This is a genomic window from Solidesulfovibrio carbinoliphilus subsp. oakridgensis (genome assembly GCF_000177215.2).
GTDB lineage: Bacteria > Desulfobacterota > Desulfovibrionia > Desulfovibrionales > Desulfovibrionaceae > Solidesulfovibrio > Solidesulfovibrio carbinoliphilus.
Window position 1 is genome coordinate 3,644,850 of sequence record NZ_CM001368.1, and the last position, 19,626, is coordinate 3,664,475.

32 protein-coding genes are annotated in these 19,626 nt (G+C 63.3%); 31 read left to right on the plus strand and 1 reads right to left on the minus strand.

From position 1 onward, the window contains the following. The 26 genes from rplB (at position 1) to DFW101_RS16045 (ending at position 13,428) form a co-directional block, all read left to right on the plus strand. Positions 1 to 831, plus strand: a complete 831-nt coding sequence (gene rplB / locus DFW101_RS15925; RefSeq protein ID WP_009110304.1) for a 50S ribosomal protein L2 — start codon at positions 1 to 3, stop codon at positions 829 to 831. A 12-nt stretch (positions 832 to 843) separates the two neighbouring features. Beyond that, a complete protein-coding gene (gene rpsS / locus DFW101_RS15930) occupies positions 844 to 1,125 on the plus strand; it encodes a 30S ribosomal protein S19 (protein WP_009110303.1) in 282 nt (93 codons plus the stop codon). A 29-nt stretch (positions 1,126 to 1,154) separates the two neighbouring features. Next, the gene (gene rplV, locus DFW101_RS15935; protein WP_009110302.1) at positions 1,155 to 1,487 is read left to right on the plus strand and encodes a 50S ribosomal protein L22; all 333 of its coding nucleotides are present in this window, start codon (positions 1,155 to 1,157) and stop codon (positions 1,485 to 1,487) included. A gap of 9 nt (positions 1,488 to 1,496) precedes the next feature. Then, positions 1,497 to 2,138 carry a 30S ribosomal protein S3 gene (gene rpsC / locus DFW101_RS15940; protein WP_009182552.1) on the plus strand — a complete coding sequence of 214 codons (642 nt, stop codon included), beginning with the start codon at positions 1,497 to 1,499 and terminating at the stop codon, positions 2,136 to 2,138. Then, positions 2,138 to 2,551 carry a 50S ribosomal protein L16 gene (gene rplP, locus DFW101_RS15945; protein ID WP_009182553.1) on the plus strand — a complete coding sequence of 138 codons (414 nt, stop codon included), beginning with the start codon at positions 2,138 to 2,140 and terminating at the stop codon, positions 2,549 to 2,551. The genes rpsC and rplP overlap by 1 nt, the downstream gene beginning before the upstream one ends. A gap of 2 nt (positions 2,552 to 2,553) precedes the next feature. Continuing rightward, the gene (gene rpmC, locus DFW101_RS15950; protein WP_009110299.1) at positions 2,554 to 2,748 is read left to right on the plus strand and encodes a 50S ribosomal protein L29; all 195 of its coding nucleotides are present in this window, start codon (positions 2,554 to 2,556) and stop codon (positions 2,746 to 2,748) included. 12 nt (positions 2,749 to 2,760) lie between these two features. Then, complete coding sequence (gene rpsQ, locus DFW101_RS15955; protein ID WP_009110298.1) at positions 2,761 to 3,021, plus strand: 30S ribosomal protein S17; 261 nt, start codon at positions 2,761 to 2,763, stop codon at positions 3,019 to 3,021. Positions 3,022 to 3,031: 10 nt separating this feature from the next. After that, on the plus strand, positions 3,032 to 3,400 hold the full coding sequence (gene rplN / locus DFW101_RS15960; protein ID WP_009182554.1) for a 50S ribosomal protein L14: 369 nt from the start codon (positions 3,032 to 3,034) through the stop codon (positions 3,398 to 3,400). A gap of 29 nt (positions 3,401 to 3,429) precedes the next feature. Further along, the gene (rplX, locus tag DFW101_RS15965; protein ID WP_009182555.1) at positions 3,430 to 3,753 is read left to right on the plus strand and encodes a 50S ribosomal protein L24; all 324 of its coding nucleotides are present in this window, start codon (positions 3,430 to 3,432) and stop codon (positions 3,751 to 3,753) included. Between the two features lie 16 nt (positions 3,754 to 3,769). Next, entirely contained in the window at positions 3,770 to 4,309 is a 540-nt protein-coding gene (gene rplE / locus DFW101_RS15970) for a 50S ribosomal protein L5 (protein ID WP_009110295.1), read from the plus strand. A gap of 11 nt (positions 4,310 to 4,320) precedes the next feature. Further along, a complete protein-coding gene (locus DFW101_RS19225) occupies positions 4,321 to 4,506 on the plus strand; it encodes a type Z 30S ribosomal protein S14 (RefSeq protein ID WP_009110294.1) in 186 nt (61 codons plus the stop codon). A 15-nt stretch (positions 4,507 to 4,521) separates the two neighbouring features. Next, positions 4,522 to 4,905 (plus strand): 30S ribosomal protein S8, encoded by a 384-nt coding sequence (rpsH, locus tag DFW101_RS15975; protein WP_009182556.1) that lies wholly within the window; start codon positions 4,522 to 4,524, stop codon positions 4,903 to 4,905. A 25-nt stretch (positions 4,906 to 4,930) separates the two neighbouring features. Next, positions 4,931 to 5,470: a 50S ribosomal protein L6 gene (rplF, locus tag DFW101_RS15980; protein ID WP_009182557.1), complete on the plus strand. Its 540-nt coding sequence runs from the start codon at positions 4,931 to 4,933 to the stop codon at positions 5,468 to 5,470. Positions 5,471 to 5,479: 9 nt separating this feature from the next. Next, positions 5,480 to 5,839: a 50S ribosomal protein L18 gene (gene rplR, locus DFW101_RS15985; RefSeq protein WP_009110291.1), complete on the plus strand. Its 360-nt coding sequence runs from the start codon at positions 5,480 to 5,482 to the stop codon at positions 5,837 to 5,839. A 19-nt stretch (positions 5,840 to 5,858) separates the two neighbouring features. After that, positions 5,859 to 6,353: a 30S ribosomal protein S5 gene (gene rpsE, locus DFW101_RS15990; RefSeq protein ID WP_043643003.1), complete on the plus strand. Its 495-nt coding sequence runs from the start codon at positions 5,859 to 5,861 to the stop codon at positions 6,351 to 6,353. 11 nt (positions 6,354 to 6,364) lie between these two features. Continuing rightward, on the plus strand, positions 6,365 to 6,544 hold the full coding sequence (gene rpmD / locus DFW101_RS15995) for a 50S ribosomal protein L30 (protein WP_009182559.1): 180 nt from the start codon (positions 6,365 to 6,367) through the stop codon (positions 6,542 to 6,544). Then, positions 6,541 to 7,020, plus strand: coding sequence for a 50S ribosomal protein L15 (rplO, locus tag DFW101_RS16000; RefSeq protein WP_009182560.1), 480 nt, complete (start codon positions 6,541 to 6,543; stop codon positions 7,018 to 7,020). The genes rpmD and rplO overlap by 4 nt, the downstream gene beginning before the upstream one ends. An 11-nt stretch (positions 7,021 to 7,031) precedes the next feature. Continuing rightward, entirely contained in the window at positions 7,032 to 8,345 is a 1,314-nt protein-coding gene (gene secY, locus DFW101_RS16005; RefSeq protein WP_009182561.1) for a preprotein translocase subunit SecY, read from the plus strand. A gap of 2 nt (positions 8,346 to 8,347) precedes the next feature. Continuing rightward, positions 8,348 to 9,115: a type I methionyl aminopeptidase gene (gene map / locus DFW101_RS16010; protein ID WP_009182562.1), complete on the plus strand. Its 768-nt coding sequence runs from the start codon at positions 8,348 to 8,350 to the stop codon at positions 9,113 to 9,115. A 56-nt stretch (positions 9,116 to 9,171) separates the two neighbouring features. Then, positions 9,172 to 9,285: a 50S ribosomal protein L36 gene (rpmJ, locus tag DFW101_RS16015; RefSeq protein WP_009182563.1), complete on the plus strand. Its 114-nt coding sequence runs from the start codon at positions 9,172 to 9,174 to the stop codon at positions 9,283 to 9,285. A gap of 12 nt (positions 9,286 to 9,297) precedes the next feature. Beyond that, positions 9,298 to 9,669, plus strand: a complete 372-nt coding sequence (gene rpsM, locus DFW101_RS16020; RefSeq protein ID WP_009182564.1) for a 30S ribosomal protein S13 — start codon at positions 9,298 to 9,300, stop codon at positions 9,667 to 9,669. A gap of 77 nt (positions 9,670 to 9,746) precedes the next feature. Then, positions 9,747 to 10,133 (plus strand): 30S ribosomal protein S11, encoded by a 387-nt coding sequence (gene rpsK, locus DFW101_RS16025; RefSeq protein WP_009110284.1) that lies wholly within the window; start codon positions 9,747 to 9,749, stop codon positions 10,131 to 10,133. A gap of 186 nt (positions 10,134 to 10,319) precedes the next feature. Beyond that, a complete protein-coding gene (rpsD, locus tag DFW101_RS16030; protein ID WP_009110283.1) occupies positions 10,320 to 10,946 on the plus strand; it encodes a 30S ribosomal protein S4 in 627 nt (208 codons plus the stop codon). A gap of 32 nt (positions 10,947 to 10,978) precedes the next feature. Beyond that, complete coding sequence (locus DFW101_RS16035) at positions 10,979 to 12,022, plus strand: DNA-directed RNA polymerase subunit alpha (RefSeq protein ID WP_009110282.1); 1,044 nt, start codon at positions 10,979 to 10,981, stop codon at positions 12,020 to 12,022. Then, positions 12,012 to 12,461, plus strand: a complete 450-nt coding sequence (rplQ, locus tag DFW101_RS16040) for a 50S ribosomal protein L17 (protein ID WP_009182565.1) — start codon at positions 12,012 to 12,014, stop codon at positions 12,459 to 12,461. Before DFW101_RS16035 ends, rplQ begins: the two co-directional genes overlap by 11 nt. Before the next feature lie 76 nt (positions 12,462 to 12,537). Further along, on the plus strand, positions 12,538 to 13,428 hold the full coding sequence (locus DFW101_RS16045) for a selenium metabolism-associated LysR family transcriptional regulator (RefSeq protein ID WP_009182566.1): 891 nt from the start codon (positions 12,538 to 12,540) through the stop codon (positions 13,426 to 13,428). Positions 13,429 to 13,508: 80 nt separating this feature from the next. On the opposite strand, the gene DFW101_RS16050 is transcribed toward DFW101_RS16045, so the two are convergent. Further along, positions 13,509 to 14,402: a flagellin N-terminal helical domain-containing protein gene (locus DFW101_RS16050; protein WP_009182567.1), complete on the minus strand. Its 894-nt coding sequence runs from the start codon at positions 14,400 to 14,402 to the stop codon at positions 13,509 to 13,511. A gap of 546 nt (positions 14,403 to 14,948) precedes the next feature. On the opposite strand from DFW101_RS16050, the gene DFW101_RS16055 reads away from it, so the two are divergent. The 5 genes from DFW101_RS16055 to DFW101_RS16075 all read left to right on the plus strand — a co-directional run bounded on the left by DFW101_RS16055 (position 14,949) and on the right by DFW101_RS16075 (position 19,577). Further along, entirely contained in the window at positions 14,949 to 15,794 is an 846-nt protein-coding gene (locus DFW101_RS16055) for an ABC transporter substrate-binding protein (RefSeq protein WP_009182568.1), read from the plus strand. A 63-nt stretch (positions 15,795 to 15,857) separates the two neighbouring features. Continuing rightward, positions 15,858 to 16,553, plus strand: a complete 696-nt coding sequence (locus DFW101_RS16060; RefSeq protein WP_009182569.1) for an ABC transporter permease — start codon at positions 15,858 to 15,860, stop codon at positions 16,551 to 16,553. Further along, the gene (locus tag DFW101_RS16065; RefSeq protein WP_009182570.1) at positions 16,550 to 17,272 is read left to right on the plus strand and encodes an energy-coupling factor ABC transporter ATP-binding protein; all 723 of its coding nucleotides are present in this window, start codon (positions 16,550 to 16,552) and stop codon (positions 17,270 to 17,272) included. Before DFW101_RS16060 ends, DFW101_RS16065 begins: the two co-directional genes overlap by 4 nt. Then, positions 17,269 to 17,973 (plus strand): molybdopterin-guanine dinucleotide biosynthesis protein MobB, encoded by a 705-nt coding sequence (locus DFW101_RS16070; protein ID WP_009182571.1) that lies wholly within the window; start codon positions 17,269 to 17,271, stop codon positions 17,971 to 17,973. Before DFW101_RS16065 ends, DFW101_RS16070 begins: the two co-directional genes overlap by 4 nt. 170 nt (positions 17,974 to 18,143) lie before the next feature. Continuing rightward, complete coding sequence (locus DFW101_RS16075) at positions 18,144 to 19,577, plus strand: sensor histidine kinase (protein WP_009110274.1); 1,434 nt, start codon at positions 18,144 to 18,146, stop codon at positions 19,575 to 19,577. Positions 19,578 to 19,626 lie beyond the last annotated feature (49 nt).

Here is a 19,626-nt window from a genome sequence, read left to right on the forward strand (position 1 = left end):
ATGTCCATCCGCAAGCTTAAGCCCACGTCGGCCGGCCGCCGGTTCCAGACGGTCTCCACCTTCGAGGAGATCACCCGGACCGAGCCCGAAAAGTCCCTCGTCGAGGGGCTTCCCCGCGCTTCCGGCCGCAACTGTTATGGCCGGATCACCTCGCGGCGGCGGGGCGGCGGCAACAAGCGCCTGTACCGTATCATCGACTTCAAGCGCGACAAGTTCGAGGTCCCGGCCAAGGTCTTCTCCGTGGAGTACGACCCGAACCGTAGCGCGCGTATTGCGCTTTTGCATTACGCCGATGGCGAGAAACGTTACATTCTGGCGCCGGTTGGAATTTCGGTTGGCGACATGATCACGGCCGGTGAAGGCGCGGACATCAAGCCCGGCAACGCCCTGCCGCTCAAAAAGATCCCCGTCGGCACGCTGCTGCACAACATCGAGCTCAATCCGGGCCGCGGCGGCCAGATCTGCCGCGCCGCCGGGACCTACGCCCAGCTCGTGGCCAAGGAAGGCAAGTACGCGCTCCTGCGCCTGCCCTCCGGCGAAGTCCGGAACATCCTGGCCTCCTGCCTGGCCACCGTCGGCCAGGTCGGCAACGTGATGCACGAGAACATCTCCATCGGCAAGGCCGGCCGCAACCGCTGGCTCGGCAACCGGCCCAAGGTTCGCGGCGTGGCTATGAACCCGGTCGACCATCCGCATGGCGGCGGCGAGGGCAAAAGTTCGGGCGGCCGGCATCCCGTCACTCCCTGGGGCACGCCGACCAAGGGCTACAAAACCCGCAACAAGAAAAAGGCCTCGTCCAAGCTTATCGCCAAGCGGCGCGGACAAAAGTAAGAGGGAACGCCTATGCCTCGGTCGCTCAAAAAGGGTCCGTTCGTTGACGGGCATCTGGAAAAAAAGGTCAGCTACGCCCTGGAGAACAAGGATCGCCGCGTGATCAAGACCTGGTCGCGCCGTTCCATGATCCTGCCCGAGATGGTGGGACTGACCTTCGCCGTCCACAACGGCAAGAAATTCATCCCGGTCTTTGTTTCCGAAAATATGGTCGGCCACAAACTCGGTGAATTCTCCCCCACGCGGACCTTCCACGGCCATGCCGCGGACAAGAAAAGCAAAGTGAAAAAGTAGTCGGGGACGAACCCCGTCGGGACACAGTCATGGAAGCCAAAGCCATAGCCAAATTCATCCGCGTGTCGCCCCAGAAGGCGAGGCTCGTTGCCGCCAACATCCTTGGCCGTCCGGTCGAGGAGGCCATGAATATACTGAAGTTCACACCCAAGAAGTCGGCCAAGATCATCGGCAAAGTCCTGCACTCCGCCGTTGCCAATGCCGAACAGATCTCCGGGGTGGACATCGACAACCTTACGGTCAAACAGGTGATCGTCAATCCCGGGCCGACCTGGAAGCGCATCATGACGCGTTCCATGGGCCGCGCCTTCCGGATCGTCAAGCGCACGAGCCATATCACCGTCGTCGTGGCCGAGAATTAGGAGCGACACATGGGCCAGAAAGTACATCCCTACGGGTTTCGGCTCGGGTACAACAAGAATTGGCTGTCCCGCTGGTTTTCCAAAAAGGATTATCCCGCGTTCGTTTTCGAGGACAATCAGATTCGCAAGTTCGTGAAAAAGAACTTGTACCACGCCGGGATCTCGAAAATTGAAATCGAGCGGGCCGGGGGCAAGATCCGGTTGATCATCCACACCGCCCGTCCCGGCATCGTCATCGGCCGCAAGGGCACGGAGATCGAGAAGGTCCGCGGCGACCTCAAGCAGCGTTTCGGCCGCGAGTTCACGGTCGAGGTCAACGAGATCCGCCGCCCCGAGATCGACTCCCAGCTGGTGGCCGAGAACATCGCGCTGCAACTCGAGCGCCGCGTGGCCTTCCGCCGGGCCATGAAGCGTACGGTCGGCCTGTCGCGCAAGTTCGGCGCCGAGGGCATCAAGGTCTCCTGCGCCGGCCGCCTGGCCGGAGCGGAAATCGCCCGGTCCGAATGGTACCGCGACGGACGGGTGCCCCTGCAGACGCTTCGCGCCGACATCGATTACGGCTATGCCATCGCCAAGACCACATACGGCGTGATCGGCGTCAAGGTCTGGATTTTCAAAGGCGAGATTTTGGATCATGAGGTGGAAGCGTAATGTTGGCTCCCAAAAAAACCAAATTCCGCAAGATGCAGAAAGGCCGCCTGCGCGGCCCGGCCACCAAGGGCGCCTCCATCGACTTTGGCGACATCGGCATCAAGGCGCTTGAGCACGGCAAGCTGTCCAGCCAGCAGATCGAGGCCGCCCGCGTGGCCATCATGCGCCACATCAAGCGCGGCGGAAAAGTCTGGATCCGCGTCTTTCCGGACCGGGTCAAGACCGAGAAGCCGGCCGAAGTGCGGCAGGGCAAAGGCAAAGGCGCGCCGGTCGGCTGGTTCGCCCCGGTCAAACCGGGCCGCGTGCTCTACGAGATCAAGGGCGTCGACCTGGCCACGGCCAAGGAAGCGCTGACCCGGGCCCAGCACAAGCTGCCGATCAAGACCAAGATCGTGGCCAAGGAGGGCGTCTAGCCATGAAGACCGCTGAACTGCGCGAACTCGACGCCGAAGGCCTGGCCAAAAAGCTCGGCGAGACCCGCGAGGAGCTCTTCAAGCTGCGCTTCCAGCACGCCACGGCGCAGCTGGAAAAAACGCACCGCCTGCGTCAGGTCCGCAAGGACATCGCGAGGCTCCTTACGGTGCAAAACGAAAAAAAGCGCCAAGCGTAATCGGGGTTCGCCATGGAAGAACATAAAAGCAACCGTCGGGTTCTGACCGGTGTCGTGGTTTCCGACAAGGCCGACAAGACCATCGTGGTCATGGTCGAAACCCTGGTCAAGCATCCGCTGTATAAAAAATACATCCGTCGCCGCAAGAAGTTCATGGCCCACGATCCGCAAAACGACTGCGGCATGGGCGATACGGTCAGCATCATCGAACACCGTCCGCTGTCGGCCCGCAAGCGCTGGCACCTTGTGAAAATCATGGAAAAAGCGGTCTAGGAGCCAGGTCATGATCCAGGTTGAAACCCAACTCGACGTGGCGGACAATTCCGGCGCCAAGAGAGTCCTCTGCATCAAGGTGCTCGGCGGCTCGCGCCGCCGGTACGCTTCGGTGGGCGACATCATCGTGGTGTCGGTCAAGGACGCCCTGCCCAATTCCAAGGTGAAAAAGGGCTCGGTGATGAAGGCCGTGGTGGTGCGGACGAAAAAGGAAGTCGGGCGTCCCGACGGCTCCTACATCAAGTTCGACTCCAATTCCGCCGTCCTCTTGTCCGCCCAGGGCGAGCCCGTCGGCACCCGCATCTTCGGACCGGTGGCCAGGGAACTGCGGCAGAAAAACTTCATGAAAATCGTGTCGCTGGCGCCTGAAGTCCTGTAGGACTTACGCACCGCGCCAACGGGGACGCCATGAAAACGTATCGGATACGCAAAGACGACAAGGTGATGGTCACCGCCGGCAAGGACAAGGGCAAGGTGGGCAAGGTGCTCAAGATCCTGCCCAAGAAGAATGCCGTGCTGGTGGAAAAGGTCAACATGGTCAAGCGCCACACCAAGGCCAATCCCTACGCCAAGATCGCGGGCGGGATTGTCGAAAAGGAATCCCCGCTTGACATCTCGAACGTCGCGCTTTTGTGCGACGCCTGCGCCAAGCCGACCAAGGTCGGCTACAAAGAGACCGCAGACGGCAAAAAGGTGCGCTTCTGCAAGAAGTGCAACCACGAAATCGCTTGAGTTAAAAGGAAACGGTATGACCCGCCTGGAACAAATTTATGCCGAGAAGGTAGCCCCGGAGCTGAAAAAGGAGTTCGGGTACACCTCCAGCATGCAAATCCCCCGGCTTTCCTTCATTTCGCTCAACATGGGTTTGGGCGAAGCGAGCAACAACAATAAGCTCATCGAGGAAGCCGTGGTTGAGTTGACCGCCATCTCCGGACAGAAGGCCGTGGTGACCCGGGCCAGGAAGTCCATTGCGGCGTTCAAGCTCCGGGAGGGCATGCCGGTGGGGTGTCGCGTGACGCTGCGCCGGGAACGGATGTGGGACTTCCTGGACAAACTGATCAATTTTTCCCTGCCTCGGGTCCGCGACTTTCGCGGCGTGCCCGACCGCGGGTTCGACGGACGCGGCAATTTTACCCTCGGCATCCGGGAGCACACGATTTTTCCGGAAATCAACGTGGATCGCGTCGAACACGTCAAGGGCATGAACGTTACCATCGTCACAACGGCCCGGGCCGACAAGGAGGGCAAGATGTTTCTCGACCTCCTCGGCATGCCGTTTAAAAAGTAAGGAGAACGGCCGTGGCCCGTAAATCGTTGAGGGTGAAAGCCAGCCGCAAGCCGAAGTTTTCCACCAGAGCGTATAACCGCTGTCCCATCTGCGGTCGTCCCAGGGCGTTTCTGCGCAAGTTCGGCGTGTGCCGTATTTGCTTCCGTAACATGTCGCTGACCGGTGAGATGCCCGGTGTGCGCAAGTCGAGCTGGTAGCAAGGAGAGGACGCCATGTCGGTGACCGACCCCATTTCGGACATGCTGACCCGTATACGCAACGCCCATCGGGCCCTGCACGCGGATCTGGCTTTTCCGGCCTCGAAACTCAAGGCCGCTATTGCCGTCATATTAAAGGACGAAGGCTATATCGCCGATTTTTCCGTGAGCGAAGCAAGCCTGTCCATCAACCTGAAGTACCAGGGCGGCAAGCCGCTCATCTCCGGACTCAAAAGGATCAGCAAGCCCGGCCGGCGTGTCTACGTCGGAGCCGAGGCCATCCCCAAAGTCCAAAACGGCCTGGGCATCAGCATCCTGTCCACCTCTCGGGGGATCCTCGAAGGCGGCAAGGCCCGGGAGCTCAATGTCGGCGGCGAGCTCCTGTGCGAAATCTGGTAAGAAGACAAGTCGCGGAGAAGATGTCATGTCCAGGATAGGCAAACGCGAAATCGAGCTTCCCTCCGGCGTGTCCGTCGAGGTGGCTCCCGAGGCGGTGACGGTCAAAGGCCCCAAAGGCCAGCTGACCACGCCGACCCATCCCAAGATCGTCTACGCGGTGACGGACGGCAAGGTCCAGCTGACCCGGGTCGATGAGACCCGCATGGCCCGGGCCCAGCACGGCCTGCGCCGCACGCTTCTGGCCAATCTGGTCGAAGGCGTGAGCAAAGGGTTCAGCAAGACGCTCGAAGTCATCGGCGTCGGCTACAAGGTGGCGGCCTCGGCCGACACCGTGACCTTAAACGTCGGCTACTCGCACCCGGTGGACTTCAAGCTCCCGGCCGGGATCGAGGCCAAGGTCGAAGGAAACAAGCTCATCTTGTCCGGAATCGACAAGATCGTGCTTGGCGAGACCGCGGCCCGGATCCGCCGCGTGCGGCCGCCCGAGCCGTTCAAAGGCAAGGGCATCAAATACGACACCGAAGTCATTCGTCGCAAAGCCGGCAAGTCCGGCGGCAAGAAATAGGGACCGCATATGAAGATGACCAAGACCCTGGCGCGCGCGCGCCGGAAAGTCCGCATCCGCAAGAAGCTGGCCGGCACGGCTGAGCGTCCCCGTCTGGTCGTGTACCGGTCCAACCGGCACATCTACGCCCAGGTGATCGACGACCTCACCGGCCAGACGTTGGTGTCTTCCTCGAGCCAGACCCTGTCCAAGGCAGGGGAAGCGCTCAAGGCCGACAAGGACGCCGCCGCCAAGGTCGGCAAGGATCTGGCGCAAAAGGCCCTGGAACGCAATATCGAAGCCGTGGTGTTCGACCGCAACGGCTACATTTACCACGGCAGGATTCAAGCCCTCGCCGACGGAGCCCGGGATGGCGGCCTTAAATTCTAAGCGCGGGAAGGAAGACGGCATGGACCAGCAGTCCGATCTCGGACAGATCGAAAAGATCGTGTACCTCAACCGCGTGGCCAAAGTCGTCAAGGGCGGCCGGCGGTTCAGCTTCAGCGCCCTGGTCGTGGTCGGCGACGGCAAGGGTTCCGTGGGCTATGGCCTGGGCAAGGCCAACGAAGTCCCGGAAGCCATCCGCAAGGCCACCGAGCAGGCCAGGAAGGGCATGATCCGCATCCCTCTCCTCGACGGCACGCTGCCCTACGAGGTGCTCGGCCAGTTCGGCGCCGGCCGCGTCATGCTCAAACCCGCCTCCAAGGGTACCGGCATCATCGCCGGCGGCCCGGTGCGGGCCATCATGGAAGCCTGCGGCGTCCATGACATCCTGACCAAGGCCATCGGCACCAACAACCCGCACAACGTCTTGCGCGCCACCATGGAAGGCCTGGCCTCGCTGCGCAGCGCCGACGTCGTCGGCACCATGCGCGGCAAGGCCCTGGCCACGCCGCGCAAATAAGGAATTCCGCCATGGCAACCATTACCGTCAAGCTGGCCCGCAGCCGCTACGGCAATACGCCCAAGCAGCGGGGAACCCTGGCCGCCCTGGGTCTCAAGAAAATCCATCAGGAACGATCCTACGAGAAGACCGACACCGTTGTCGGCATGATCGCCAAGGTCAAGCACCTGGTCGAGGTGACCGAGTCATGAAGCTGCACGAACTCTACCCCTTCCCCGAGGAGCGGGTCAATCGCAAGCGCATCGGCCGCGGCCGGGCCACCGGCCAGGGCTGCACCGCGGGCAAGGGCAACAAGGGCCAGAACGCCCGGGCGGGTGTGAGCGAACGCCCCTGGTTCGAAGGCGGCCAGATGCCGCTGGCTCGCCGGCTGCCCAAGCGCGGCTTCAAGAACTACCCGTTCAAGGTGGTCTACCAGCCGCTGAACCTGGATCGCCTGCTGGAGGCTTTCGCCGGCCAGGACGCCATCAGCCTGGACGACATCTACGAACGCGGCCTGGCCAAGGCCGGGGCTCTGGTCAAGATCCTCTCCCAGGGGGAAGTCGCCGCCGCGGTCACGGTCGAGGCCCACCGCTTCAGCGCCAAGGCCCTGGAGAAGATCGCCGCCGCCGGCGGCAAGGCCGTCACCCTCGGCGCCGTCGAATCCGGCGACGAAACCCCAACCGAATAACGGAAGTCAACGTGGCCCTTACCGGAGTCGAAAACCTGGCCCGTCTGCCGGAGCTGAAACGAAAGCTCCTCTGGACCTTCCTGCTCGTGGCCGTCTACCGCATCGGGGTGCACGTGCCCGTGCCCGGCGTGGATTCGGCCGCCTTGGCGGATTTTTTCGAGAGCGCCAAGAATACGCTGTTTGGCCTGTTCGACATGTTCTCCGGCGGAGGGCTCCGAAACCTTTCCATCTTCGCCCTGGGGATCATGCCCTACATCTCCGCCTCCATCATCATCCAGCTGCTGACGGTCGTCAGCCCCGAGCTGGCCAAGATGCAGAAGGAGGAGGGCGCGGCCGGCCGCAAGAAGATCACCCAGTACACCCGCTACGGCACGGTGCTGATCGCCGTCATCCAGGGCTTCGGCATTGCCGTGGGCCTGGAGAGCATGGCCAGCCCCACGGGCGCGCCGGTAGTGCTCATGTCTGGCTGGGCCTTCCGTCTGATGACCATCATCACGCTTGCCGCAGGCACGGTCTTTCTCATGTGGCTTGGCGAGCAGATGACCGAGAAGGGCATCGGCAACGGCATCTCCATGATCATCTACGCCGGTATCGTGGCCGGCCTGCCGCGGGCGGTCCTCTCGACCATCGACCTCGTGAAGGCCGGGGAGCTGTCGCTCTTTGTCCTGCTCCTGATCGGGGCACTCATGATCGGGGTCCTTTACGCCATCGTCTTCATGGAGCGCGGCCAGCGGCGCATCCCCATCCAGTACGCCAAACGGATGGTCGGGCGGAAGATGTACGGCGGGCAGACCACCCATTTGCCGCTTCGGGTCAACACGGCCGGCGTCATTCCGCCGATCTTTGCCTCCTCGATCCTGCTTTTCCCGGCCACCCTCGGGGAATTCTCCCATGTGCCGTGGCTCAAAAGCGTTGCCTCGTTTTTCAGTCCCCAGACCATGACCTACAACGTCGTGTTCGTGGCCCTGATCGTGTTCTTCTGCTATTTCTACACGGCCATCATCTTTGATCCGGCCGACATCGCGGAGAACATCCGCAAGCAGGGCGGTTTCATCCCGGGCATCCGGCCCGGGGCCAAGACCAAGGAATACATCGACAAGGTTCTGGCCAGGATCACGCTCTGGGGTTCGCTCTACATATCCGTTGTCTGCGTCTTGCCCATGGTCCTTATCCAACAGTTCAACGTGCCGTTCTATTTCGGCGGCACGTCGCTTCTGATCGTGGTCGGCGTGGCCATGGACTTCATGTCGCAGATCGAGTCTTACCTGATTTCCCGTCAGTATGAAGGTCTCATGCAGAAGGGGAGAATCAAGGGCAGGCAATAGCGTTGAAAAAGGTCAGGGGGATTTTCCTCAAAAACGACCTTGAAATCGCTTCCATGCGCGAAGCCGGCCGCATTGTGGCCATCATTTTGCGCGAATTGCGGGAAGCGGTCAAGCCCGGGGTCAAGACCATGGTCTTTGAGGAAATCGCGCGCAAGCGGTGCGACGATTTCAAGGTGAAGCCGGCCTTTCTCGGCATGTACGGCTTCCCCTATGCCCTGTGCTGCTCGGTCAATGAAGAAGTGGTGCACGGGTTCCCCTCGGAACGCGTGCTGGTCGACGGGGATCTGGTCAGCTTCGACATGGGGGTGGTCTACGACGGGTTCTACGGGGACTCGGCCACCACGGTCCCGGTCGGGGCAGTCAACGGCGACCGGGAGAAGCTCCTGCGGGTGACCAAGGAGTCGCTCGAAGCCGGGATTGCCGAAGCCCGGGCCGGCAACGACCTGTACGACATTTCGCGAGCCGTGCAGAAATATGTTGAAGAGCATGGCCTGAGTGTTGTAAGACGATTTGTTGGGCACGGCATCGGGAGGAAACTCCACGAAAAGCCGGAGATCCCCAATTTCGAGCCCAAGGGGGCACCCCGGGTCCCGCTTTTGCCCGGAATGGTGCTGGCCATTGAACCCATGGTGACTGCCGGCGGACCGGACGTCGAAGTGCTGTCCGACAATTGGACGGCCGTGACCAAGGACCGCAGCCTGTCCGCCCATTTCGAGCATACGGTGGCTGTGACCAAAAACGGTCCTCGGATTTTAAGCCTGGCTGATTGACGCGGCGGACGCCACGGGCGCCTGCCGTTGCCGTCGCCAGGAGACGGAGCAACAAGATGAAAGTGAAACCCTCGGTCAAAAAACTTTGTCCCAAGTGCAAAGTCATCCGGCGCCACGGCGTAGTGCGGGTGATCTGCGAGAACCCCCGGCACAAACAGCGCCAGGGATAACGGAGGAACGTCGTGGCCAGAATCGCGGGAGTCGACCTTCCGAAGAACAAGCGGATGGATATCGCGCTGACCTACATTTACGGAATCGGCCGGACAACGGCCCTTCGTATCCTTGAGGTGACCGGCGTCGATTGGACCAAGAATTCGGACGCCCTCAGCCCTGAGGAAACCAACACCATCCGCAAGGAAATCGAGGCCAACCACAAGGTCGAGGGCGATTTGCGGCGTGATGTGACCGCCAATATCAAGCGCCTCATGGACATCGGCTGCTTTCGTGGCCTGCGCCACCGCCGCGGGCTGCCCTGCCGCGGCCAGCGCACCCACACCAATGCACGCACCCGCAAGGGCCCGCGTCGCGGCGTGATGGCCAAGAAAAAGAAGTAGATGATGCCGGCGCCCGGCAACGGGCGCCGGAGCTAACCCGGTAAAATGCCCGACTCGGGCTTTCTGGAGATACGCGTATGGCGAAACCGCGCCGCACCGGCAAAAAGGAACGGAAGAATATTCCCGTGGGAGTTGCCCACATCCAGGCCACGTTCAACAATACCATCGTGACCTTCACCGATCAGAAGGGCAACGTGGTCAGCTGGGCCACCTCCGGCGGAGCGGGATTCAAGGGGTCGCGCAAGTCCACCCCGTTCGCCGCCCAGGTCGCCGCCGAGAATGCCGCGCGCAAGGCCCAGGAAAACGGTATGCGCACCGTCGGTATTCTGGTCAAGGGTCCGGGCTCCGGCCGTGAGGCGGCCATGCGCGCCATCCACAACGCCGGATTCAAGGTCAGCTTCATCCGCGACATCACGCCCATCCCCCACAACGGCTGTCGCCCGCCCAAACGGCGTCGCGTCTAGTGCGAAGTGCGTCCGGCGGGCTGCGCCGGCGGCAACATGGTGATTGAAAGGCCAGGCCTCGACGCGAGGCCTGGATTGTTATTCGGTTCGCCGCGGGGCCAACGGCCGGCCCGCTTGGACGAAACGGACAGATAGCGGGACCGCGCCAGCGCGCGACGGACCGCGGCACACGGAGGAGGAACTACCTTGGCACGTTATACAGAAGCGAAATGCCGCATTTGCCGCCGGGAAGGGGGCAAGCTTTTTTTGAAGGGCGACCGCTGCTACACCGATAAGTGCGCCTACGAGCGCCGGCCCTACGCGCCCGGCCAGCACGGCCGCATCCGTAAGAAGATGAGCGATTACGCCGTCATGCTTCGCGAAAAACAGAAGACCCGCCGCATGTACGGCATCCTGGAAGGCCAGTTCCGCGCCTATTTCCAGCGGGCCGACATGAAAAAGGGCGTCACCGGCGAAAACCTGCTGTCGTTCCTCGAACGCCGCATGGACAACGTCGTCTACCGCCTGGGTTTCGCCAATTCGCGCAACCAGGCCCGCCAGCTCGTGCGCCACGGCCTTTTCGTCTTGAACGGCCACCGCGTGACCATCCCGTCGCTCCAGGTCAAGGTCGGGGACGTCATCGAAGTGCGCGAGAAAAATCGCCAGTCCCCCATCATTCTGGAGGCCCAGCAGGTCATCGCCCGTCGCGGCTGCCCGGCTTGGCTCGAAGTGGACGGCGAGAAGCTCAAGGGAAAGGTCAATGCCCTGCCCACCCGCGAGGACGTGCAGTTCCCGATCAACGAGCAGCTCATCGTCGAGCTTTACTCCAAGTAATCGGCAAAGTACGCTTTGCATAAGGTGACGCCATGTTGATTCGTAACGGCCAAAGGCTCATCAACTCCCGCAACTGGACCGAACTGGTCAAGCCGGAAAAGCTCGAGAAGGACCCCGGCGCCACGGACACGTTCGGCCGGTTTGTCTGCGAGCCCCTGGAACGTGGATTCGGCACGACCCTCGGCAATGCGCTGCGGCGCGTGCTGTTGTCCTCCCTGCAGGGCGCGGCCATCGTGGCCGCCCGCATCGAGGGAGTGCAGCACGAATTCTCGACCATTCCGGGCGTCATCGAGGATGTGACCGAGATCATCCTCAACCTCAAGCAGGTCCGCCTGGCCATGACCACCGAGGACCCCCAGCGCCTGACCTTGTTCGCCAACCAGAAGGGCGAAGTCCTGGCCAGCGCCATCCAGGGCAACCAGAACGTCACGGTCTTAAGCGACGATGTGCTGATCGCCACCCTGTCCGAGGACCGCGATTTCCGCATCGACCTCGAGGTCCGCATGGGCAAGGGCTATGTCCCGGCCGACATGCACGAGGGACTGGATTCCGAGATCGGGCTCATTCTGCTCGATTCCAGCTTCTCGCCGGTCAAGAAGGTGGCCTATACCATCGAGCAGGCCCGTGTCGGTCAGATGACCAACTACGACAAGCTCGTGCTCGAGGTCGGCACCGACGGTTCCATCTCGCCCGATGACGCCATCTCCTACAGCGCCAAGATCCTCAAGGACCAGCTCACGGTCTTCATCAATTTCGACGAGAAGGAATCCGAAGCGGACAAGGCGCGCCGCCGTGACGACATCGAACTCAATCCCAGCCTGTTTAAGAGCATCGACGAGCTTGAGCTTTCCGTGCGCGCCACCAACTGCCTCAAATCCGCCAACATCCAGACCGTTGGCGAGCTGATGCAGAAAACCGAAAACGAGATGCTCAAGACCAAGAACTTCGGCAAGAAATCCCTTGAGGAAATCCGCCGGGTCCTTGAGGACATGGGCCTTGAATTCGGCATGCGCATCGAGAACTTCGAACAAAAATACCAGGAATGGCTGAAGAGGAAGCAGGTCGATGAGACATAAGAAATCCGGACGCAAATTCGGCAGGAATTCCTCCCACCGGGAGGCCATGCTGCGCAATATGGCCCGTTCGCTCGTCATCCACGAGCGCATCCGCACCACCGAACACAAGGCCAAGGAACTGCGCGGCGTTGTCGAACGCCTCATCACCCTGGCCCAGACCGACAGCCTCCACGCCCGCCGGCTGGCCTACAAGTTCCTGGCCAACCACCAGCTCGTGGCCCGGCTCTTCGACGAGATCGGCCCCCGTTTCCGCGGGCAGGCCGGCGGCTACACCCGCGTGGTCAAGATGGGACTGCCCCGGGCCGGCGACTGCGCCCCCATGGCCGTCATCGAACTGACCCGCATGGCCGGCGAAACCGCCCCGGCCAAGGCTCCCCAAGAGGCCCCGGTCGAGCAGCAGGCTTCCCTTGCTCCGACCGAGACCGCTCCCCAGGCGTAAGCACAAGCAGGGTCCCTTGGACCCTGCTTTTTTTTGTTCCGTACTATAGTTTTTATCTATGGAAAGAATATAGTCTATGGATGTTCGCCGGCTCCAGGCCTTTGCCAAGGTCTATGACCTGCGCAGCTTTTCCCGGGCGGGCGAAGACCTGCTGCTGTCCCAGCCGACCATCAGCGCCCATATCCTGGCCCTGGAGGAAGAGCTCGACACCCAGCTGTTCGACCGGCTCGGCCGTACCGTCCTGCCGACCCAGGCCGGCGAGGTCCTCTACCGGTACTGCACCACCATCTTCAGCCAGCTCGACCACGCCCGGGCCGACATCCTGGCCCTGTCCAAGCGGGTGGCCGGGGAACTGGCCGTCGGCGGCAGCACGATTCCGGCCCAGTACATCATCCCCAAGCTGGTGGCCGGGTTCCTGGCCGCCTACCCCGAAGTCCGCATCGACCTCAAGGGCGGCGACACCCGGGAGATCACGGCCATGATCGTGGCGGGGGACGCGCATCTCGGCATCGTCGGCGCGCCGGCGGCCCAGCCGGAGCTGGTCAGCCGGCCGATCCTGGAAGACTCCCTGGTGCTGGTGGCGCCCAAGGACATGGGGGCCGTGTCCCTGGACGGCGGGGACTGGCGGGCCAGGCTGGTGCGGCTCCCCTGGGTCATGCGCGAGTCCGGTTCCGGCACCCGGCTGGCCCTGGAGCGGGCCCTGGCCCAGGCCGACATCGACATCCGGGACCTGCGCGCCGTGCTCCAGGTCCATTCCTCCCTGGCGGTGCTGGAGTGCGTCGAAGCCGGGCTCGGCGTTTCGGTCGTCTCCCACATGGCGGCCCGGGCCTATTTGGATCGCGGGACGGTATCCCTGCTCGCGGCCCCGGAGCTCGACATGCGGCGCAGTTTTTACGCCGTGCACCACGGGCGGCGCTACATGTTCCCGGCGTTGCGGTTTTTTCTGGCCGCCTGCTGCGAGCTGTGACAGCCGCTGCCCATGAAAAAAGGCCTGCCCGGGAATTCCGGAGCAGGCCTTTTTTGTTGGATCGAGGCGGAAGCGGTTCACTAGCCGCCGATGAGCTGCATGGCCATCTTGGGCAGGGAGTTGGCCTGGGAGAGCATGGCCACCGCCGACTGGGTCAGGATCTGGTTGCGCACGAACTGGGTCATTTCCGTGGCCACGTCCACGTCCGAGATCTGGGACTCGGCCGCCTGCAGGTTTTCGCTCTGGATCTGCAGGTTGGAGATGGTGTTCTCCAGGCGGTTCTGCAAGGCGCCCAGGTTGGCCCGGATCTTGTCCTTGGACACGATGGCCGAGGTGATGGCGTCAAGGGCCTTCTGGGCCAGTTCCTGGGTGGAGATGCTGCGGCCCGCGGCCGACGAGGCCGCGCCGATGCCGACGCCCAGGGCCGAGGCCGTGGAGGTGCCGATCTGGACGTAGTAGTAGTCCTCGGCGCTGTTGTTGCTGGCACCGAAATGGACCTTCATCTTGCCGGTGGCATTGAGGCCGGCGCCGCTGTGGGTGGCTCCGGACAGGTTGCCGTTCAAAAGATAGATGCCGTTGAAGTCCGTGGCATTGGCGATTCGGGTGATTTCCGAGGCCATGGCCTGGTATTCCGAGTCGATGATCAGGCGCTGGTCCGAGGTATAGGTGCCGGTGGCGGCCTGCTCGGCCAGTTCCTTCATGCGGATGAGCTTTTCGTCCACGACCTGGAGCGCGCCGTCGGCGGTCTGGATCATGGAGATGGCGTCGTTGGCGTTGCGGACACCCTGGTTGGTGGCCGCGATGTCCGAGCGCATGAGTTCGCGGATGGCCAGGCCGGCGGCGTCGTCGGCCGCGGTGGTGATGCGCAGTCCGGACGACAGGCGGTTGGTCGAGGTGGCCAGGGCGCTGTACGAGTTGGACAGGTTGCGGGAAGCGGTGGCGGCCATCATATTGTGGTTGATTACGAGAGACATGGCTTTTCCTCCGTGAAAAGATTGTGCATCCAGCTAGTTGCCCATGAAGGCGAAGAGCTCGCCGGCGGCATGGGGGTCAGACGGTTCGGTTTGTGGCTTGCGCCGGCCTGCTCCATTGGGTGAACATTCGGGTGAGCCTCCTTTGCCAGGAAATCTTTTCTGCGGCGTTGCTTTCATTCGCGGCAGCTTTGACTCCCTTATCGGCCCCCTGCGAAAACCCTTTAGGAAAAAATGCATGATTTTTTTGGAGGGAAAATGGCCACAAGGATTCCGTATCCAGGGCAAGGCCCGGGATTTTGCGGGAATGGACTGGGGTGGTGCGTGAAATATGAGGGTGTTGTGGCGATACTGCAGGGGGAGGACGGCAATACTGCAGAACAAGGCTTGTTCAGCCTTCTTATCGGCCTGCCGCGAAAACCCTTTAGGGCTTTTTCCCAAAAGTTTTCCCGGGCCGGCACATTTCCACCCGCCACCCGCCTTGCCTGGGAAAAGCGGGCATGTCATAGTAATTGTTATGCTAAGTCAAACAAAACAGAGGAGGACACAATGCGCTTGAAAACCACGCAGTGGCTTTTGCTGGGACTTGCCCTGGTCTTTGTGTGTGCCGGGCCGGCGGCGGCCGCCACGGCCAAGGACGAGGTGCTGATGATGGCCACCACCACCAGCACCGACGACACGGGACTCCTCCCGGTCATGGCCGAGGCCTTCAAGAAGGACACGGGCATCGAACTCAAGTGGGTGGCCGTGGGCACGGGCAAGGCGCTCGAGCACGGCAAGAACTGCGATGTGGACGTGCTCCTGGTCCATGCCCCGGGCGCGGAGAAGAAGTTCGTGGAAGAGGGCTACGGCATCAACCGGACCCAGGTCATGTACAACGATTTCGTCCTGGTCGGCCCGGCCGCCGATCCGGCCAAGATCAAGGGCAAGACCACGGCCGAGGGGCTAACCGCCATCGCCGGGGCCAAGGCCTCGTTCGTCAGCCGGGGCGACGATTCCGGCACCCACAAGATGGAGCAGTCCCTGTGGAAGGTCGCGAACCTGCCCCTGCCGGACAAGGAGTCCTGGTACGCCTCGGCCGGGCAGGGCATGCTGGCCACGCTGACCATGGCCGGCGAGCGCGGGGCCTACACCCTGGTCGACCGCGGCACCTACATCGCCTACGAGGACCAGGCCAAGGGCAAGCCGGCCCTGGTCGTGCTGGTCGAGGGCGACAAGCCGCTTCTGAACCAGTACAGCGTCCTCTCGGTCAATCCCGAGAAGTGCAAGGCCGTCAAGTTCGAGGCGGCCGAAACGTTCCGCAAGTGGCTGGCCTCGGCCAAGGGGCAGCAGGTTGTCGGCGCCTTCACGCTCAAGGGCAAGCCGCTTTTCACGCCTAACGCCGCCAAGCCGTAACGGCGCATGCCAGCGTCCGGCCGGCCGCTTTCGCCTGGGCCGGCCGGACCGCCAAAGACACCCATGGACTATATCCTAGGCGGTTTGTATCAGGCGTTCGTGCTGCTGTTGCACGGCGATCCGGAAACCTTTTCCGCGGTCTGGACCACGCTGGCCACCACCTTCGAGGCCATGGCCGCGACGCTTGCGCTCGGGGCCCCGGCCGGGTTCCTGCTCGGGTATGCCGACTTTCCGGGCAAGCGGGCGGTGCGGCTTTGCGTGGAGACCTTTTTGTCCTTCCCGACGGTCGTCATCGGCCTCGTGGTCTACGCCCTGATCTCCAGGCGGGGGCCGCTCGGAGACTGGGGGCTTCTCTTCACGGTCCCGGGCATGGCCGTCGGCCTCACCATCCTCGGGCTCCCCATCGTCATCGCCCTGACCGCCCAGGCCGTGGAAAGCCTGGACGCCAGGCTGCGGCCGACGCTTTTGACGCTCGGGGCCAGGCCGCGCCACGTCTTCTTCGCCACCCTGTCCGAGGCCCGCTTCGGCATGCTCCTGGCCACCACCGCCGCCTTCGGCCGCATCGTCTCGGAGATCGGCATTTCCATGATGCTTGGCGGCAACATCAAGTGGGACACCCGCACCATCACCACGGCCATCGCCCTTGAGACCGGCAAGGGCGAGTTCGCCACCGGCATCGCGCTTGGCATGGTGCTCATGGCCATCGCCTTCCTGGTCAACCTGGCCGCCACGGCCTTTCGCCGGAGGTCGGCCGCATGACCGCCCTCTACGAACTCACGGACGTGACGCAACGCTACGGCGGCCGGCAGGTGCTGCGCATCCCCGCACTGTCCATCGCCCCGGGCACCATCACCTGCCTGGCCGGCCCCAACGGCGGCGGCAAGAGCACGCTTTTGCGCCTGCTCGCCTTTCTCGAAGCCCCGGCCGGGGGAACCATCCGCTACCAGGGCCGGGAGACGGCCGGCCGGGAATTCGACCTGCGCGGGGAAGTCACCTATTTCCCCCAGGAACCGTATCTGCTCAAGCGCTCGGTCCGGGCCAACGTGGGCTACGGGCTGGCCATCCGGGGCGTGCCGGACGCCCGGGCCCGGGTGGACGCGGCGCTCGTCGCCGTGGGCCTCGATCCGGCCCGTTTCGGCGGCCGGCTGTGGCACCAGCTGTCCGGGGGCGAGGTCAAACGGGTGGCCCTGGCCGCCCGGCTGGCCCTGCGGCCCCGGGTGCTCTTGCTCGACGAGCCCACGGCCAACCTGGACCGCGACAGCGCGGAGCTGGTGCGCCAGGCCGTGGTCGCGGCCCGGGAGGAGCATGGCACGACCCTTGTGGTCAGCGGCCACGACCATCCCTGGCTGCGGGCCATCCAGGACGACATGCTGTGGCTGCGCGACGGCGCGCTGGCCGCCCCGCCGGCGGGCGAGTGGGACAGGGGGCCCGGGCGCCGGGCCGCCGCAACCGACAGCCAAGGGAGAGAAAAACCATGAAAGGCGTGCAGATTCTCGGATTCAAGAAATCCGGCAAGACCACCCTGTGCGAGGACCTGCTGCGGCGGTTCGCCCAAAAGGGCCTGGCCGCCTGCGCGCTCAAGTGCACGCACAACCCGGGCCTGGACAAGGAAGACACGGACACGGACCGGTTCTTGCCCCACTGCCGGGCCGTGGGGGCCATTGCCGGGCAGGAGAGCGCCATCTTCTGGCAGGGGCAGCGCGACGTGGCCGACATGGTATCGCTTTTGGCCGGCGATGTCCTGGTCATGGAAGGCGGCCGCGAGCACGCCCTGGCTCCCCGGGTCCTGGTGCTTCACGATGCGGCCGAGGCGGAAAAGCTGTCGGACCCGGGGCTGGTCCTGGCCGTCTTCGGCCCGGTGGCCGTGCCCGGGCTGCCCCACATGACCGACGTGGACGCCCTGGCCGAGTTGGTCCTGGAGCGGGGCTTCGTGCTGCCGGGCCTGGACTGCGGGGCCTGCGGCCGCGAGGACTGCGGGACGCTCGCCGCCGACATCCTGGCCGGCCGGGCGACCGTTGCCGACTGCGCCACCCGGGCCGCCGCCATGACCGTCACCGTCGGCGACCGGTCCCTGGAACTCAACCCCTTTGTGGAACGCATCCTGCGGTCCGGCATCCGGGGCCTGCTGTCCGAACTGAAGGGCTTTTCCCCGGGCCCGATCACCATCCGCATCGGCTGACCCCGGGTCGCCGGCGGGTGGGGAGGCGTCGCCGGCCAGTCGGGAATCGGCTGGCCGGCGGCGTCCCGATCCGCCCGGGCTTTTCCCGCGTGCGCCGGAAAGGCGTATTGTCTTCACCGGATATCGCGGGTATGGGGGATGAGACCGCATTTGTTTCCCGGAGGAGCCGCATGAGCGCCAAGGACGTCGTCGACACCCTCACGGTCCTGAGCGCCGGCGCTTCGGATGACCCCTCCGTGCTCGACCGGCATGTGCTCGAGGCCGTGGCCCGGCGCATCCACAAGAAGATGGACGACTACGAGGCTTACAGCTTCACGGCCCTCCAGAGCATCTCGCTCAACATCTTTTTCGACCTGGCCCAGGAGTTCCCGACCGTCGAACACCTGTATGCCGTGTGCCTGCTCATTCCGAAGATGTTTTTCGACATGGAGTGCAACCTCTATGTCCTGGACAACAAAAGCGGGGCCATCCGGCGCTGCGCCTACCGGTGCCTGGACGCCGACGCCGGGGAGCTGGCCGATCTGCCCTTTCCCCAGAAGACCGTGATCCGCGAGGACCGGCTCCTTATTCCCATCAAGGGCAACCACGAGCTCATTTCCCAACTGCCGTTCACGCCCCGCGAGGATGTCTTCGGCATGCTGGAGATCTTTCCGGTCAGCCGGCTGACCGAGCACGACCGGCTCTTTTTCGAACGCTACGCCAACCGGTTCGGCTACCAGCTCCACAACCGCATCCTGGCCAACAAGAACAAGGAGCACCTGCAGTTCATCCGCAGCCTGGTGAAAGACATCGGGCACAACGTCATTGTCCCCAACATCTATTTCAAGCTCTACTACAAGCGGCTGCGCTCCAAGATCGACCTGCTGAAATTTTTCGAGTGGAAGCTCAAGCAGACTTTCGAGGGCGAGACGCCGCCCGGCGAGGCGTTAAGTCCCGCCCACGACAAGCTCCTGCGGGATCTCGGCTATATCCATGAAGGCCTCATGGACCAGTACCGCCAGATCCTCACCCACTACGAGCAGACGAGCCTCTTTCTGGAGACGCTCCTGCGGCGGTCGCACTTCGAGGAAGGCCGGTACGTGCTGGAAAAGCGGGCCTGCAACTTCAAGAAGCAGGTCATCGACCTGCAGCTCGAACGCTACCGGCCCCGGTTCGAGGAGCGGGGCATCGAGATCGACACCTCCCTGGGCGGGGTGCCGGACCAGGAGATCGAGGTGGTGGTGGACATAGGGCTCGTCAGCCAGGTCTACGCCAACCTTTTTTCCAATGCCGTCAAGTACACCCGCGAGGTGACCGACGCCACCGGCCGCAAGCGGCGGTTCATCTCCTTTGGCTGGGAGCGCAAGGAAAATTTCTTCGGCCCGGGCCGCGACGGCATAAAGCTCAACGTCTTCACGTCCGGCCCGCCCATCCCGCCGGAAACCGCCGCCCACCTCTTCGAGGAGGGCGTCCGGGGCGAGAACGCCTCGGGCGAATACGGCACCGGCCACGGCCTCTACTTCATCCGCGAAGTGGTCCGCCTGCACGGCGGGGTCGAAGGCTACGAAGCCACGTCGCTTGGCAACAACTTCTTCTTTATCCTGCCCATGGACCCGGTGTTGTAAGAAGGAAGATGCCTCCGGCGGCCAGGAGAGGCTCTGCCTCTCCTGGACC

What these genes read in the sequence shown, in the direction of transcription:
- rplB (WP_009110304.1), top strand. Translation starts at nt 1, where the DNA reads ATGTCCATCCGCAAGCTTAAGCCCACGTCGGCCGGCCGCCGGTTCCAG.
- rpsS (WP_009110303.1), top strand. Translation starts at nt 844, where the DNA reads ATGCCTCGGTCGCTCAAAAAGGGTCCGTTCGTTGACGGGCATCTGGAA.
- rplV (WP_009110302.1), top strand. Translation starts at nt 1,155, where the DNA reads ATGGAAGCCAAAGCCATAGCCAAATTCATCCGCGTGTCGCCCCAGAAG.
- rpsC (WP_009182552.1), top strand. Translation starts at nt 1,497, where the DNA reads ATGGGCCAGAAAGTACATCCCTACGGGTTTCGGCTCGGGTACAACAAG.
- rplP (WP_009182553.1), top strand. Translation starts at nt 2,138, where the DNA reads ATGTTGGCTCCCAAAAAAACCAAATTCCGCAAGATGCAGAAAGGCCGC.
- rpmC (WP_009110299.1), top strand. Translation starts at nt 2,554, where the DNA reads ATGAAGACCGCTGAACTGCGCGAACTCGACGCCGAAGGCCTGGCCAAA.
- rpsQ (WP_009110298.1), top strand. Translation starts at nt 2,761, where the DNA reads ATGGAAGAACATAAAAGCAACCGTCGGGTTCTGACCGGTGTCGTGGTT.
- rplN (WP_009182554.1), top strand. Translation starts at nt 3,032, where the DNA reads ATGATCCAGGTTGAAACCCAACTCGACGTGGCGGACAATTCCGGCGCC.
- rplX (WP_009182555.1), top strand. Translation starts at nt 3,430, where the DNA reads ATGAAAACGTATCGGATACGCAAAGACGACAAGGTGATGGTCACCGCC.
- rplE (WP_009110295.1), top strand. Translation starts at nt 3,770, where the DNA reads ATGACCCGCCTGGAACAAATTTATGCCGAGAAGGTAGCCCCGGAGCTG.
- rpsH (WP_009182556.1), top strand. Translation starts at nt 4,522, where the DNA reads ATGTCGGTGACCGACCCCATTTCGGACATGCTGACCCGTATACGCAAC.
- rplF (WP_009182557.1), top strand. Translation starts at nt 4,931, where the DNA reads ATGTCCAGGATAGGCAAACGCGAAATCGAGCTTCCCTCCGGCGTGTCC.
- rplR (WP_009110291.1), top strand. Translation starts at nt 5,480, where the DNA reads ATGAAGATGACCAAGACCCTGGCGCGCGCGCGCCGGAAAGTCCGCATC.
- rpsE (WP_043643003.1), top strand. Translation starts at nt 5,859, where the DNA reads ATGGACCAGCAGTCCGATCTCGGACAGATCGAAAAGATCGTGTACCTC.
- rpmD (WP_009182559.1), top strand. Translation starts at nt 6,365, where the DNA reads ATGGCAACCATTACCGTCAAGCTGGCCCGCAGCCGCTACGGCAATACG.
- rplO (WP_009182560.1), top strand. Translation starts at nt 6,541, where the DNA reads ATGAAGCTGCACGAACTCTACCCCTTCCCCGAGGAGCGGGTCAATCGC.
- rpmJ (WP_009182563.1), top strand. Translation starts at nt 9,172, where the DNA reads ATGAAAGTGAAACCCTCGGTCAAAAAACTTTGTCCCAAGTGCAAAGTC.
- rpsK (WP_009110284.1), top strand. Translation starts at nt 9,747, where the DNA reads ATGGCGAAACCGCGCCGCACCGGCAAAAAGGAACGGAAGAATATTCCC.
- DFW101_RS16035 (WP_009110282.1), top strand. Translation starts at nt 10,979, where the DNA reads ATGTTGATTCGTAACGGCCAAAGGCTCATCAACTCCCGCAACTGGACC.
- rplQ (WP_009182565.1), top strand. Translation starts at nt 12,012, where the DNA reads ATGAGACATAAGAAATCCGGACGCAAATTCGGCAGGAATTCCTCCCAC.
- DFW101_RS16045 (WP_009182566.1), top strand. Translation starts at nt 12,538, where the DNA reads ATGGATGTTCGCCGGCTCCAGGCCTTTGCCAAGGTCTATGACCTGCGC.
- DFW101_RS16050 (WP_009182567.1), bottom strand. Translation starts at nt 14,402, where the DNA reads ATGTCTCTCGTAATCAACCACAATATGATGGCCGCCACCGCTTCCCGC.
- DFW101_RS16055 (WP_009182568.1), top strand. Translation starts at nt 14,949, where the DNA reads ATGCGCTTGAAAACCACGCAGTGGCTTTTGCTGGGACTTGCCCTGGTC.
- DFW101_RS16060 (WP_009182569.1), top strand. Translation starts at nt 15,858, where the DNA reads ATGGACTATATCCTAGGCGGTTTGTATCAGGCGTTCGTGCTGCTGTTG.
- DFW101_RS16065 (WP_009182570.1), top strand. Translation starts at nt 16,550, where the DNA reads ATGACCGCCCTCTACGAACTCACGGACGTGACGCAACGCTACGGCGGC.
- DFW101_RS16070 (WP_009182571.1), top strand. Translation starts at nt 17,269, where the DNA reads ATGAAAGGCGTGCAGATTCTCGGATTCAAGAAATCCGGCAAGACCACC.
- DFW101_RS16075 (WP_009110274.1), top strand. Translation starts at nt 18,144, where the DNA reads ATGAGCGCCAAGGACGTCGTCGACACCCTCACGGTCCTGAGCGCCGGC.